Annotated in this window: 12 protein-coding genes; 7 read left to right on the top strand and 5 right to left on the bottom strand. The window is 70.8% G+C overall.

All coding sequences use genetic code 11. The annotated features are described in order from the left end of the window. The first annotated feature begins 137 nt into the window (after window positions 1-137). The 5 genes from OHB09_RS07640 to pgi all read left to right on the top strand — a co-directional run bounded on the left by OHB09_RS07640 (window position 138) and on the right by pgi (window position 4,879). Window positions 138-1,349, top strand: a complete 1,212-nt coding sequence (locus OHB09_RS07640; protein ID WP_319350985.1) for a phosphoglycerate kinase — start codon at window positions 138-140, stop codon at window positions 1,347-1,349. Window positions 1,350-1,355: 6 nt separating this feature from the next. After that, on the top strand, window positions 1,356-2,132 hold the full coding sequence (gene tpiA, locus OHB09_RS07635; RefSeq protein ID WP_191892378.1) for a triose-phosphate isomerase: 777 nt from the start codon (window positions 1,356-1,358) through the stop codon (window positions 2,130-2,132). Between the two features lie 112 nt (window positions 2,133-2,244). Continuing rightward, window positions 2,245-2,481 carry a preprotein translocase subunit SecG gene (gene secG, locus OHB09_RS07630; protein ID WP_006143446.1) on the top strand — a complete coding sequence of 79 codons (237 nt, stop codon included), beginning with the start codon at window positions 2,245-2,247 and terminating at the stop codon, window positions 2,479-2,481. Between the two features lie 171 nt (window positions 2,482-2,652). Next, window positions 2,653-2,988 carry an RNA polymerase-binding protein RbpA gene (locus OHB09_RS07625; RefSeq protein WP_003957010.1) on the top strand — a complete coding sequence of 112 codons (336 nt, stop codon included), beginning with the start codon at window positions 2,653-2,655 and terminating at the stop codon, window positions 2,986-2,988. A gap of 229 nt (window positions 2,989-3,217) precedes the next feature. Then, entirely contained in the window at window positions 3,218-4,879 is a 1,662-nt protein-coding gene (gene pgi / locus OHB09_RS07620) for a glucose-6-phosphate isomerase (protein WP_328921758.1), read from the top strand. Between the two features lie 84 nt (window positions 4,880-4,963). Here the strand turns inward: pgi and pgl are convergent, their stop codons facing one another. The 5 genes from pgl to tkt are packed head-to-tail and all read right to left on the bottom strand — an operon-like array spanning window position 4,964 to window position 11,602. Beyond that, window positions 4,964-5,746: a 6-phosphogluconolactonase gene (pgl, locus tag OHB09_RS07615; RefSeq protein WP_328921757.1), complete on the bottom strand. Its 783-nt coding sequence runs from the start codon at window positions 5,744-5,746 to the stop codon at window positions 4,964-4,966. After that, window positions 5,743-6,792 (bottom strand): glucose-6-phosphate dehydrogenase assembly protein OpcA, encoded by a 1,050-nt coding sequence (gene opcA / locus OHB09_RS07610; protein ID WP_093595692.1) that lies wholly within the window; start codon window positions 6,790-6,792, stop codon window positions 5,743-5,745. The genes pgl and opcA overlap by 4 nt, the downstream gene beginning before the upstream one ends. After that, window positions 6,789-8,318: a glucose-6-phosphate dehydrogenase gene (gene zwf, locus OHB09_RS07605; protein ID WP_006143442.1), complete on the bottom strand. Its 1,530-nt coding sequence runs from the start codon at window positions 8,316-8,318 to the stop codon at window positions 6,789-6,791. The genes opcA and zwf overlap by 4 nt, the downstream gene beginning before the upstream one ends. Before the next feature lie 4 nt (window positions 8,319-8,322). Continuing rightward, window positions 8,323-9,465, bottom strand: coding sequence for a transaldolase (tal, locus tag OHB09_RS07600; RefSeq protein ID WP_328921756.1), 1,143 nt, complete (start codon window positions 9,463-9,465; stop codon window positions 8,323-8,325). 34 nt (window positions 9,466-9,499) lie between these two features. After that, window positions 9,500-11,602: a transketolase gene (gene tkt, locus OHB09_RS07595; RefSeq protein WP_319350982.1), complete on the bottom strand. Its 2,103-nt coding sequence runs from the start codon at window positions 11,600-11,602 to the stop codon at window positions 9,500-9,502. Window positions 11,603-11,937: 335 nt separating this feature from the next. Here tkt and OHB09_RS07590 point away from each other — a divergent pair, with 335 nt between their 5' ends. Both OHB09_RS07590 and OHB09_RS07585 read left to right on the top strand, forming a co-directional pair. Then, on the top strand, window positions 11,938-12,924 hold the full coding sequence (locus tag OHB09_RS07590; RefSeq protein WP_040896853.1) for a heme o synthase: 987 nt from the start codon (window positions 11,938-11,940) through the stop codon (window positions 12,922-12,924). Between the two features lie 92 nt (window positions 12,925-13,016). Then, window positions 13,017-13,388 (top strand): hypothetical protein, encoded by a 372-nt coding sequence (locus OHB09_RS07585; protein WP_093598790.1) that lies wholly within the window; start codon window positions 13,017-13,019, stop codon window positions 13,386-13,388. The last annotated feature ends 75 nt before the right edge of the window (window positions 13,389-13,463 follow it).

Genomic DNA, 13,463 nt, shown 5'->3' with positions numbered 1-13,463 from the left:
AGCAGGGCTCGGACGGCGCAAGGTCGCGCCGTCCGAGCCCTGACGCGCGTCCAGAAACGACCGGCTTCCGCGCCGTCATCCGCGGTCACCAGTGATCGCGACGATCAGAGCGACCCACAGCATCAGGGAGTCCCTGCATGAAGACGATCGACGAACTCCTCTCGGACGGCGTCGCGGGCAAGCGCGTCTTCGTCCGCGCCGACCTCAATGTGCCGCTGTCCGGCACCACGATCACCGACGACGGCCGCATCCGCGCCGTCGTCCCGACGGTCAAGGCCCTGTCCGAGGCGGGCGCCCGCGTGATCGTCGCCTCGCACCTCGGCCGCCCCAAGGGCGCGCCCGACCCCGCCTTCTCCCTCGCCCCGGCCGCCGCCCGCCTCGGTGAACTCCTCGGCGCCGACGTCGCCTTCGCCGAGGACACGGTCGGCGAGTCCGCCGAGTCCACCGTGTCCGGCCTCGCCGACGGACAGGTCGCGGTCCTGGAGAACCTGCGCTTCAACGCCGGGGAGACCGCAAAGGACGAGGCCGAGCGCGGCGCCTTCGCCGACAGGCTGGCCGGCCTCGCCGACACTTACGTCGGCGACGGCTTCGGCGCCGTGCACCGCAAGCACGCCTCGGTGTTCGACCTGCCGAAACGGCTGCCGCACTACGCCGGCTTCCTCATCGCCACCGAGGTCGGTGTCCTGAAGAAGCTCACCGAGGACGTCGCCCGCCCCTACGTCGTGGCGCTCGGCGGCTCCAAGGTCTCCGACAAGCTCGCCGTCATCGACCAGCTCCTCGGCAAGGCCGACCGCATCCTCATCGGCGGCGGCATGGCCTTCACCTTCCTCAAGGCCCAGGGCCACGAGGTCGGCGCCTCCCTCCTGCAGGAGGACCAGATCCCGGCCGTCACCGAGTACCTGGAGCGCGCCGAGAAGCAGGGCGTCGAGCTGGTGCTCCCGATCGACGTCGTGGTCTCCCCGGGCTTCCCGGACCTGAAGGCCAAGGCGCCCACCGAGCACTCCGCCGTCGACGCCGACAAGATGCCCGAGGGACAGCTGGGCCTCGACATCGGCCCGAAGACCGGCGAACTGTACGCGAGCAAGCTCGCCGACGCCGCGACCGTCTTCTGGAACGGTCCCATGGGCGTCTTCGAGCACCCCGACTACGCCGAGGGCACCAAGGCGGTCGCCCAGGCTCTCGTCGACTCGGACGGTTTCACCGTCGTCGGCGGCGGAGACTCCGCCGCGGCCGTGCGTACGCTCGGCTTCGACGAGACCGCATTCGGCCACATCTCGACCGGCGGCGGCGCCTCCCTCGAATACCTCGAGGGCAAGACGCTCCCCGGCCTCGCCGCACTGGAGGACTGACCCCGTATGACCACTCGCACGCCGCTGATGGCGGGCAACTGGAAGATGAACCTCAACCACCTCGAGGCCATCGCGCACGTCCAGAAGCTCGTCTTCGCCCTGGCCGACAAGGACTACGACGCCGTCGAGGTCGCCGTCCTGCCGCCCTTCACCGACCTGCGCTCGGTGCAGACCATGGTCGAGGGCGACAACCTCAAGATCAAGTACGGTGCCCAGGACATCTCCGCGCACGACTCGGGCGCCTACACCGGTGAGATCTCCGGCCCGCTGCTCGCCAAGCTGAAGTGCGCCTACGTGGCCGTCGGCCACTCCGAGCGCCGGCAGTACCACGCCGAGACCGACGAGATCGTCAACGCCAAGGTGAAGGCGGCCTTCAAGCACGGCCTCACCCCGATCCTGTGCGTCGGCGAGGAGCTGGACGTGCGGGAGGCGGGCAACCACGTCACGCACACGCTCGCCCAGGTCGAGGGCGGTCTCAAGGACGTCCCCGCCGAGCAGGCCGGCACGATCGTCATCGCCTACGAGCCCGTCTGGGCCATCGGCACCGGCAAGGTCTGCGGCGCCGACGACGCCCAGGAGGTGTGCGCCGCGATCCGGGGCAAGCTGGCCGAGCTGTACTCGCAGGAGCTGGCCGACCAGGTCCGCATCCAGTACGGCGGCTCCGTGAAGTCGGGCAACGTCGCCGAGATCATGGCGAAGCCCGACATCGACGGCGCGCTCGTCGGTGGTGCCTCGCTGGACGCCGAGGAGTTCGTCAAGATCGTGCGCTTCCGCGACCAGTGAGTACGCCTTAGCGGCGATCCGTCGTACCCTTGCGGGGGCCAGTGGTGGGGCCGTGTGCCGCACCGCCACCGGCCCCCGTCGTCGATTCGCATCCGAGGAAGTTGGTCCAGCCGTGGTTCTGGGGTTCTCAATCGCCCTGATCGTGTTCAGCCTGCTGCTGATGCTGCTGGTGCTGATGCACAAGGGGAAGGGCGGCGGTCTCTCCGACATGTTCGGTGGCGGCATGCAGTCGTCGGTCGGCGGCTCCTCGGTCGCCGAGCGCAACCTGGACCGCATCACCGTCGCGGTCGGTCTGCTGTGGTTCGCGTGCATTGTCGTGCTCGGTCTGGTCATCAAGAGCAATCACTAGTACGGAGGCCACGACCAGCCCTTGGGACGCGGCCTATCATGGGGTTGCGTCCCGGGCCGGGGGGTAACTCCCCTCACTGGACGCGCGTTGGGCCTTACGTAGACTGAGGCGCTCGCAGCGAAGCGGAACGCCGACTCGCTTCGCGGCACCATCACGCAGGGAGTTACGACCGTGGCAAGTGGCAACGCGATCCGAGGTAGCCGGGTCGGGGCTGGGCCGATGGGCGAGGCCGAGCGCGGCGAGTCCGCCCCGCGTCTTCGCATCTCCTTCTGGTGCTCCAACGGGCACGAGACGCAGCCGAGCTTCGCCAGCGACGCGCAGGTCCCCGACACCTGGGACTGCCCGCGCTGCGGCTTCCCCGCCGGACAGGACCGGGACAACCCGCCGGACCCCCCGCGCACGGAACCGTACAAGACGCACCTCGCCTACGTACGGGAGCGGCGCAGCGACGCGGACGGCGAGGCGATCCTCGCCGAGGCGCTCGCGAAACTGCGCGGCGAGATCTGACACGACGAGACGGCCAGGCATCCGGTGGATGCCTGGCCGGAGTCTTTTCCGCGGGCGCGCGCGGCCGCTCCCACAGGCGTGCGCCGAACGCACGGGCCGCCTCGGCCGTACCCCTTGTCGCGCCGGTGACGGCGTCGTACCGCCTCCACCTGCGCTGATCAATTAGGTTGGAACCGGCAGCGGGGCACAGCACGCACAGGCAAGGCAAGGAAGAAGGCTGAAGTCCGAGATGAACGCAGACAGCCGTACCCGGCTCGACCGCACTCCCGAGTGGTCCGCGCTGGCCGCGCACCGCGAGGAACTGGCCGGCACCCACCTGCGGGAGCTGTTCGAGGCCGACCCCGCGCGCGGCACCGGATACACGCTCCAGGTCGGCGACCTGTACGTCGACTACTCCAAGCAGCTCGTCACCGAGGACACCCTCCGGCTGCTGCGCGAGCTGGCCGCCGCCACCGGCGTGTTCGAGTTGCGGGACGCGATGTTCGGCGGTGCGCGGATCAACACCACCGAGAACCGGGCCGTCCTGCACACCGCGCTGCGTGCCCCGCGGGACGCGGTGGTCGAGGTGGACGGCGAGACCCCCGGGAATGTCGTGCCGAAGGTGCACGAAGTCCTCGACCGGATGGCCGACTTCGCCGGGCGGGTCCGCTCCGGGGAGTGGACCGGGCACACCGGCCGGCGCATCAGGAACGTCGTCAACATCGGCATCGGCGGCTCCGACCTCGGCCCCGCGATGGCCTACGAGGCGCTGCGCGCCTTCACCGACCGCGGCCTCACGGTCCGCTTCGTCTCCAACGTGGACGGCGCCGACCTGCACGAGGCGACCCGCGACCTGGACGCCGCCGAGACGCTGTTCATCGTCGCCTCCAAGACGTTCACCACGATCGAGACGATCACCAACGCCACCTCCGCCCGCAACTGGCTGCTGGGCGAGCTGAAGGCCGGTCAGGAGGCCGTCGCCAAGCACTTCGTGGCGCTCTCGACGAACGCGGAGAAGGTCGCCGACTTCGGCATCGACACGGCCAACATGTTCGAGTTCTGGGACTGGGTCGGCGGCCGCTACTCCTACGACTCCGCCATCGGTCTCTCGCTGATGCTCGCCATCGGCCCCGACCGCTTCCGCGAGATGCTCGACGGCTTCCGGCTGGTCGACGAGCACTTCCGCACGGCGCCCCCCGAGTCCAACGTGCCGCTGCTGCTCGGTCTGCTGGGCATCTGGTACGGCAACTTCCACGACGCCCAGTCCCACGCCGTGCTGCCGTACTCCCACTACCTGTCCAAGTTCACCGCCTACCTCCAGCAGCTCGACATGGAGTCCAACGGCAAGTCCGTGGACCGTGACGGGCACCCGGTGGAATGGCAGACCGGGCCGGTGGTGTGGGGCACGCCCGGCACCAACGGGCAGCACGCCTACTACCAGCTGATCCACCAGGGCACCAAGCTCATCCCGGCGGACTTCATCGGCTTCGCCGAGCCGGTGGCGGAGCTGAGCGAGGAACTGAAGGCGCAGCACGACCTGCTGATGGCGAACTTCTTCGCCCAGACGCAGGCCCTGGCCTTCGGCAAGACCGCCGAGGAGGTGCGCGCCGAGGGCGCCCAGGAGGAGCAGGTCGCCCACCGCACCTTCCGCGGCAACCACCCGACGACGACGATCCTCGCGCGGGAACTGACGCCCTCGGTCCTCGGGCAGCTCATCGCCCTCTACGAGCACAAGGTGTTCGTCCAGGGCGCGGTGTGGAACATCGACTCCTTCGACCAGTGGGGCGTCGAGCTGGGCAAGGTCCTCGCCAAGCGGGTCGAGCCCGCCCTGACGGAGGGCGCGGACGTGCCCGGTCTGGACGCCTCCAGCCGGGCCCTGGTCGCCAAGTACCGGGCGCTGCGCGGCCGGTAGGGGGCCCGGGAGCACGACAGCGCGGTGCCCCGAGCCCCTCGCAGGGGGCGCGGGGCACCGCGCTGTCAGAAGTGCCGGGCTTGCCTACGCCGAGGCAGGCGGGTACAGCGAACGCGGGAGCTGCGAGGCCGCGGGCTCGTCCAGGAGCCACAGGGTGCGGGCGCTGCCGTACGCCCCCGCCGCCGGAGCCTGCACCTCGCCCGCGCCGGAGAGCGCGATCTTCACCGCGCCCGCCTTGTCGTCCCCCGCCGCGAGCAGCCACACCTCGCGTGCCGCCCGGATCGCCGGCAGCGTCAGCGAGATCCGGGTCGGCGGCGGCTTCGGCGCTCCGTGCACGCCCACCACCGTCCGCTCCGTCTCCCGCACCGCCGGCAGCTCCGGGAAGAGCGAGGCGACGTGCGTGTCCGGCCCGACGCCCAGCATCAGCACGTCGAAGGCCGGTACCCCGCCGTGCTCTCCCGGTCCGACGGCCCGGGCCAGCTCCGCCGCGTACCCCTCGGCCGCCGCCTCCGCGTCGGAGCCGTACGCCCCGTCCGAGGCGGGCATGGCGTGCACCCGCGCGGGATCCAGCGGCACCGCGTCGAGCAGCGCCTCGCGGGCCTGGGTGACGTTGCGCTCGGGGTCGCCCTCGGGCAGGAACCGCTCGTCGCCCCACCACAGGTCAAGGCGTCCCCAGTCGATCGCGTCCCGGGCGGGCGCGGCGGCGAGCGCGGCCAGCAGGCCGTTGCCGTTGCGCCCGCCGGTCAGCACCAGGGAGGCGGAGCCGCGGGAGGCCTGGGCGTCGACCACCTTGGTGATCAGCCGGGCCGCGGCGGCCTGGGCCATCAGTTCCTTGTCGCGGTGGACGACGAGCTGGGGCGCGTTCACTTGGCGGCCGCCTCCTTCGCGGCGGCCTTCCCGGCGGCCCCGTCCGCCGACTCCTCGCCGGACTTCTTCGCGGCGGCCTTCCCGGCCGCCTCCCACGCGGCGTCGGCGGCGCCCGCGTGCCCCGCCTGCAGCCGGTCCACCCCGAAGCGCAGCGCGGAGGCGTAGGTGTCGTCCGGGTCGAGCCGGCGCAGTTCCTCCGCGATCAGCTCGGCGGTGTCGCGGCGCTTGAGCGCCACCGCCCGCTCCGGCTGCCCCTCGATGGTGAGGGTGGCGAGCCGGCCGTCGGCGCGGTCCAGGGTGATCGGGCCGCAGTCGGTGGACATCCGGACCGCGGTGAGCCCGGGGCCGGAAGACGAGGACCGCCGCACGGGGACCTCGAGCCGGTCCGCGAGCCACATCGCCAGCAGCTCGCAGCTCGGGTTGGCCTCCTCGCCCTCCACCTCGACCGCCTGCACCTGGCAGGCGATCTGGTCGAGGGCCGCCGCCAGCATCGAGCGCCAGGGCGTGATCCGCGTCCACGACAGGTCCGTGTCGCCGGGCGTGTAGGAGTCGGCGCGGGCGGTCAGCTCCCGCACCGGCTCCTCGGCCGCGTAGGTGTCGGTGACCCGGCGCTGGGCGAGCGCGCCGAGCGGGTCGCCGGCCGGGTCCAGCGGCGCGTTGACCGGCCACCAGACGACGACGGGCGCGTCGGGCAGCAGCAGCGGCAGCACCACGGACTGGGCGTGGTCGGCGACCTCGCCGTACAGGCGCAGCACCACCGTCTCGCCGGTGCCCGCCTCGGCGCCGAGCCGGACTTCCGCGTCCAGCCGGGAGGTGGTGCGGTCCCGCAGCGAGCGCGAGACCCGCTTGATGACGACCAGCGTGCGCGAGGGGTGCTCGTGCGCAGCCTCGCCGGCGGACTTCAGCGCGTCGTAGGCGTTCTCCTCGTCGGTGACGATGACGAGGGTGAGCACCAGGCCGACCGCCGGGGTGCCGATCGCGCGACGGCCCTGCACCAGCGCCTTGTTGATCTTGCTGGCCGTGGTGTCGGTGAGATCGATCTTCATGGCCGGCGCCAGCTCCGTCCGTCTCGCTCCAGCATCTGATCGGCCTCGGCCGGCCCCCAGGTGCCCGAGGCGTACTGCGCGGGCTTGCCGTGGGTGTCCCAGTACCGCTCGATCGGGTCGAGGATCTTCCAGGACAGCTCGACCTCCTCCGTGCGCGGGAAGAGGTTGGCGTCGCCGAGCAGGACGTCCAGGATGAGCCGCTCGTAGGCCTCGGGGCTCGACTCGGTGAAGGACTCGCCGTAGGCGAAGTCCATGGACACGTCCCGGATCTCCATCGAGGTGCCCGGCACCTTGGAGCCGAAGCGGACCGTGACGCCCTCGTCGGGCTGGACCCGGATGACGATGGCGTTGGACCCGAGTTCCTCGGTGGCGGTCGAGTCGAAGGGGGAGTGCGGGGCCCGCTGGAAGACCACCGCGATCTCGGTGACCCGGCGGCCCAGCCGCTTGCCGGTGCGCAGGTAGAAGGGCACGCCCGCCCAGCGGCGGTTGTCGATGCCGAGTTTTATCGCCGCATAGGTGTCGGTCTTGGACTGGGGGTCGATGCCCTCCTCCTGGAGGTATCCGACCGCCTTCTCACCGCCCTGCCAGCCGGCCGCGTACTGCCCGCGCACGGTGTCCGTGCCGAGGTCCTTGGGCAGCCGGACCGCGCCGAGCACCTTGGTCTTCTCCGCCGCGAGCGCGTCCGCGCCGAAGGAGGCGGGCTCCTCCATCGCGGTCAGCGCCATGAGCTGCAGCAGGTGGTTCTGGATGACGTCGCGGGCGGCGCCGATGCCGTCGTAGTAGCCGGCCCGGCCGCCGATGCCGATGTCCTCGGCCATCGTGATCTGCACGTGGTCCACGAAGGACCGGTTCCAGATCGGTTCGAACATCTGGTTGGCGAAGCGCAGCGCCAGGATGTTCTGGACGGTCTCCTTGCCCAGGTAGTGGTCGATCCGGAACACCTGGTCCGGGGCGAACACCTCGTGCACGATCGCGTTCAGTTCCTCGGCGGAGGCGAGATCGTGCCCGAAGGGCTTCTCGATCACCGCACGGCGCCAGGAGCCGCGGGACTGGTCGGCCAGTCCGTGCTTCTTGAGCTGCTGGATGACGACCGGGAACGACTTCGGCGGCACCGACAGATAGAAGGCGAAGTTGCCGCCCGTGCCCTGCGCCTTGTCCAGCTCGTCGATCGTGCCGCGCAGCCGCTCGAAGGCCTCGTCGTCGTCGAAGGTGCCCTGGACGAAGCGCATGCCCTGGACGAGCTGCTGCCAGACCTCCTCGCGGAAGGGCGTGCGCGCGTGCTCCTTCACCGCGTCGTGCACGACCTGCGCGAAGTCCTCGTGCTCCCACTCGCGGCGGGCGAAGCCCACCAGGGAGAAACCCGGCGGGAGCAGGCCGCGGTTGGCCAGATCGTAGACGGCGGGCATCAGCTTCTTGCGCGACAGATCCCCCGTGACGCCGAAAATGACCAGGCCCGACGGCCCCGCGATACGCGGGAGCCGTCGGTCCGCGGCGTCACGGAGCGGGTTCGCTCCGTGTGCGGTCAAGGGGTCAGCCCTCCGAAGGGGCGAGGCGCTCGAGCTCCGCCTCGGTCGACTTGAGCAGGTCGTTCCAGGCGTCCTCGAACTTGTCGACGCCCTCCTTCTCCAGGAGCTCGACGACCTCGTCGTAGGAGATGCCGATCTCGGCGAGCGCGTCGATGTCGGCACGGGCCTGCTCGTAGGTGCCGGACACCGCGTCGCCGCGGATCTCGCCGCTCTCCTCGGTGGCCAGCAGCGTCGCCTCCGGCATGGTGTTCACCGTGTTGGGCGCGACCAGCTCGTCGACGTACAGGGTGGACTTGTAGGCCTTGTCCTTGACGCCGGTGGAGGCCCACAGCGGACGCTGCTTGCGGGCGCCCGCCTTCTCCAGGGCCGCCCAGCGGTCCGAGGGCGGTGTCGAGTTGTTGGCGGAGCCGAACACCTCCTCGTACGCCTGGTAGGCGAGCCGGGCGTTGGCCAGGCCGGCCTTGCCGCGCAGCGCCTTCGCCTCGTCGGTGCCCTGCGCGTCGATCCGCTTGTCGATCTCGGTGTCCACGCGGGACACGAAGAAGGACGCCACGGAACGGATCTGCGACAGGTCCAGGCCGCGCTCCTTGGCCTTCTCCAGACCGGCCAGGTAGGCGTCCATCACCTCGCGGTAGCGCTCCAGCGAGAAGATCAGCGTGACGTTGACGCTGATGCCCAGGCCGAGCGTCTCGGTGATCGCCGGGATGCCCGCGCGGGTGGCCGGGATCTTGATGAGCGTGTTGGGGCGGTCCACCAGCCAGGCGAGCTGCTTGGCCTCGGCCACGGTGGCCTTGGTGTTGTGGGCCAGGCGCGGGTCGACCTCGATGGAGACCCGGCCGTCCTGGCCGTCGGTGGCGTCGAAGACCGGGCGCAGGATGTCGGCCGCGTCCCGGACGTCCGCCGTGGTGATCATGCGGATGGCCTCTTCGACCGTCACCTTGCGGAAGGCGAGGTCGGACAGCTGCTGGTCGTAACCGTCGCCGTGCGAGATGGCCTTCTGGAAGATCGACGGGTTGGTGGTGACGCCCACGACGTGCTGCTGGTCGATCAGCTCGGCGAGGTTGCCGGACGTGATCCGCTTGCGCGACAGGTCGTCCAGCCAGATCGCCACGCCTTCCTCGGAGAGGCGCTTGAGTGCGTCTGTCATGGAAAATGCATCTCCTACGTGTCGTATATGAGCGTCAGCGCCGGGCGGCGGCGAGAGATTCCCGGGCCTGGTCGGCCACGTTCTCGGCGGTGAAGCCGAACTCGCGGAAGAGCGTCTTCGCGTCCGCGGAGGCGCCGAAGTGCTCCAGGGAGACGATGCGTCCGGCGTCCCCGACGTACTTGTGCCACGTCAGGCCGATCCCCGCCTCCACGGCGACCCTGGCCTTGACGGACGGGGGCAGCACCGCTTCCCGGTACCCCTGGTCCTGCTCCTCGAACCACTCCACCGACGGCATGGACACCACCCGGGTCGGAACACCTTCCGACTGGAGCCGTTCCCGTGCCTCGACCGCTACATGCACCTCGGAGCCGGTCGCGAGGAGGATGACCTCGGGCGTGACGCGCTGCCCGTCACTCCCCTCGGCCTCGAAGAGCACGTAACCGCCCTTGACGGTGTCCTCGTTGGCCGGGTATGTGGGCACGCCCTGCCGGGTGAGGGCCAGCCCGTGCGGGGCGCCCTTGCCGAACTCCTTCGTCCAGCGGCGCAGGATCTCCGCCCAGGCGAGCGCGGTCTCGTTGGCGTCCGCCGGGCGCACGACGTTGAGGCCGGGGATCGCGCGCAGCGAGGCCAGGTGCTCGACGGGCTGGTGGGTCGGACCGTCCTCGCCCAGGCCGATGGAGTCGTGCGTCCACACGTACGTCACCGGCAGGTGCATCAGCGCCGAGAGGCGGACGGCGTTGCGCATGTAGTCGGAGAACACCAGGAAGGTGCCGCCGTAGATGCGGGTGTTGCCGTGCAGCGCGATGCCGTTCATCTCCGCGGCCATGGAGTGCTCGCGGATGCCGAAGTGGATCGTGCGGCCGTACGGGTCGGCCTCCGGCAGCGGGTTGCCCTCGGGCAGGAAGGAACTGGTCTTGTCGATCGTGGTGTTGTTGGAGCCCGCGAGGTCGGCGGAGCCGCCCCACAGCTCGGGGATCACCGCGCCGAGCGCCTGGAGCACCTTGCCGGAGGCGGCACGGGTGGCGACGGCCTTGCCCGGCTCGAACTCCGGGAGCTTGGCCTCCCAGCCGGCCGGCAGCTCGCCCTTGGCGACCCGGTCGTAGTCGGCGGCCCGCTGCGGGTTGGCGCCGCGCCAGGCCTCGTACCCCTTGTTCCACGCGGCCTTGGCCTCCGCGCCCCGGTCCAGGGCCTTGCGGGTGTGCGCGAGGACCTCCTCGGAGACCTCGAAGCTCTTGTCCGGGTCGAAGCCCAGGACGCGCTTGGTGGCCGCGACCTCGTCCTCGCCGAGCGCCGAGCCGTGCGCGGCCTCGGTGTTCTGCGCGTGCGGGGCGGGCCAGGCGATGATCGAGCGCATCGCGATGAACGACGGCCGGTCGGTGACCTGCTTCGCGGCCTCGATCGCGGCGTGGATCGCCCGCGGGTCGAGGTCGCCGTTCTCCTGGGGCTCCACGCGCTGCACGTGCCAGCCGTAGGCCTCGTACCGCTTGGCGGTGTCCTCGGAGACGGCGGTCTCCGTGTCGCCCTCGATCGAGATGTGGTTGTCGTCCCACAGCAGGATGAGGTTGCCCAGCTTCTGGTGTCCGGCCATCGAGGACGCCTCGGCGGAGATGCCCTCCTGCAGACAGCCGTCACCGGCGATGCAGTAGACGTAGTGGTCGAAGGGGGACTCGCCGCGGGCGGCCTCCGGGTCGAACAGACCGCGCTCGTAGCGGGCGGCCATCGCCATGCCGACCGCGTTGGCCACGCCCTGGCCCAGCGGCCCGGTCGTGGTCTCCACGCCCACCGTGTGGCCGTACTCCGGGTGACCGGGGGTCTTCGAGCCCCAGGTCCGGAAGGACTTGAGGTCGTCCAACTCCACGCCGAAGCCGGCGAGGTAGAGCTGGATGTAGAGGGTCAGGGACGAGTGGCCGGCGGACAGCACGAAACGGTCGCGGCCCACCCAGTCGGCGTCCGCCGGGTCGTGGCGCATCACCTTCTGGAAGAGGGTGTAGGCGGCCGGTGCCAGGCTCATCGCCGTGCCCGGATGGCCGTTCCCGACCTTCTGTACGGCATCGGCGGCCAGGACACGGGCGGTGTCCACGGCCCGCTGGTCCCACTCGGTCCACTCGAGGTCTGTGGTGGTCGGCTTGGTGCTCACCCTGGGTCAGGGCTCCTCTCCACATGTCGAATGCCGGTCACGCGGCGCGTACCGGCCGTGATGAGCCTACCCCTGGAGGTAGTGCGTTCTTTCGACTCGTCCCGGATGCCGGACCTGTCCTTCGGGCCCTTCCCGGACCCGGTCGTTCCCGCCCTCCGGCCCCTCCATACGGATCACGTCACCCGAGTGCTCAACACGGTGGCCGCGCGGGGGTGCACCACACGGCCACCCCCGCGCGGAGCGGAAGAGGGGCAACGTCTAAAGTGGCGTGGTACGCGCGAGTCCTTTACCCGCCATTGGTGCGGGTATGGCTCGCTTTGATGTCCATGTCAGGGGTGTGCGTGACGGCCGTCGAATCCCGACCAGCGGATGGGGGCACCACCCGTACCGTCGAGGCCGCGGGGGAACCGGGGGCGGACAGCAACCGGGTCCGGTACTCGTTCGGAGCCCGGGTGAAGGCGTTCGTGGCGCTGACCAAGCCACGGATCATCGAGCTGCTCCTCATCACCACCGTTCCGGTGATGTTCCTCGCCCAGCAGGGAGTGCCCGACCTCGGGCTGGTCCTGCTCACCTGCCTCGGCGGCTATCTGTCCGCGGGCGGCGCCAACGCGCTGAACATGTACATCGACCGCGACATCGACGCCCTCATGGAGCGCACCTCGAAGCGGCCGCTGGTCACCGGGATCGTGCGCCCCTGGGAGTGCCTGGTCTTCGGCATCGGTCTCGCGGTCGTCTCGACGCTGCTGTTCGGCCTCACCGTCAACTGGCTCTCCGCCTGGCTGGCGCTCGGCGCGCTCCTCTTCTACGTCGTCGTCTACACGATGATCCTGAAGCGGCGCACCTCGCAGAACATCGTGTGGGGCGGCATCGCGGGCTGCATGCCGGTGCTGATCGGCTGGTCCTCCGTCACCAACACGGTGTCCTACGCGCCGATCGTCCTCTTCCTGGTGATGTTCTTCTGGACGCCGCCGCACTACTGGCCGCTCTCCATGAAGGTCAAGGACGACTACGCCCGCGTGGGCGTGCCCATGCTCCCGGTCATCGCCTCCAACAAGGTGGTCGCCCGGCAGATCGTCCTCTACAGCTGGGTGATGGTCGGCGCGTCCCTGCTGCTCACCCCGCTCGGCTACACCGGCTGGTTCTACTTCGCGGTGGCGCTGGCGGCCGGCGGCATGTGGCTCTGGGAGGCGCACGCGCTGATGAACCGCGCGAAGGCGGAGGTGACGGGCGCGAAGCTCAAGGAGATGCGCCTGTTCCACTGGAGCATCACCTATGTCTCGATCGTCTTCGTGGCGGTCGCGGTGGACCCCTTCCTGCGGTAGACGCGGACGACGGACGGCGACGGGCGGGCGCGTGGGCAAGACCACGCGCCCGCCCGTCGCCGTTCCCCCTACTCGCCGGTAGCATCCTGGCCATGGCAGACGACACGGCAGACGAGACCACGCAGGACGGCAGCTCCACCGATGCCCGGCACGCCGCCCGGGACGCCCGCCGGGCCAACCGGCTGGCCAAGGAGATCGGCGCCTTCGCCAAGGCCCACGGGGGCGCCGAGGGGCAGATCGCCCACCTCGGGCAGCGCGGCGCCCGCATCGTCCTCGTCGGCGCGGACGGCGGCTGGGGGGACCTGGTCGCACCGACCCACGCGATCGCCGAGCAGGCGGTGACCCGGGCGGGCCTCACCGTGCACGAGACGTTCGACGGAGAGCTCGCGGGCCGGGTGCGCACCGGCCGCTACGAGTGGTCGCGCATGGCCGGCATCCAGGTGGGCGGCCCGAGCAACGACTGAGCCCGTCCGCCCCGGTGACGGGCGCACGGGCGGACGGGGCGCGTGGGCGGCCGCGGGTGCTCCGCGGCCGCCCAC

Origin of the sequence: Streptomyces griseoaurantiacus, from assembly GCF_036189845.1 — a bacterium.
GTDB lineage: Bacteria > Actinomycetota > Actinomycetes > Streptomycetales > Streptomycetaceae > Streptomyces > Streptomyces griseoaurantiacus.
Note: the sequence above shows the minus strand (reverse complement) of the source record. Positions and strands in the feature narration are given on the sequence as shown.

Excerpts from the sequence above, each read along its gene's own strand:
- OHB09_RS07640 (WP_319350985.1), top strand. The coding sequence starts at position 138 with ATGAAGACGATCGACGAACTCCTCTCGGACGGCGTCGCGGGCAAGCGC.
- tpiA (WP_191892378.1), top strand. The coding sequence starts at position 1,356 with ATGACCACTCGCACGCCGCTGATGGCGGGCAACTGGAAGATGAACCTC.
- pgi (WP_328921758.1), top strand. The coding sequence starts at position 3,218 with ATGAACGCAGACAGCCGTACCCGGCTCGACCGCACTCCCGAGTGGTCC.
- opcA (WP_093595692.1), bottom strand. The coding sequence starts at position 6,792 with ATGAAGATCGATCTCACCGACACCACGGCCAGCAAGATCAACAAGGCG.
- tal (WP_328921756.1), bottom strand. The coding sequence starts at position 9,465 with ATGACAGACGCACTCAAGCGCCTCTCCGAGGAAGGCGTGGCGATCTGG.
- OHB09_RS07585 (WP_093598790.1), top strand. The coding sequence starts at position 13,017 with ATGGCAGACGACACGGCAGACGAGACCACGCAGGACGGCAGCTCCACC.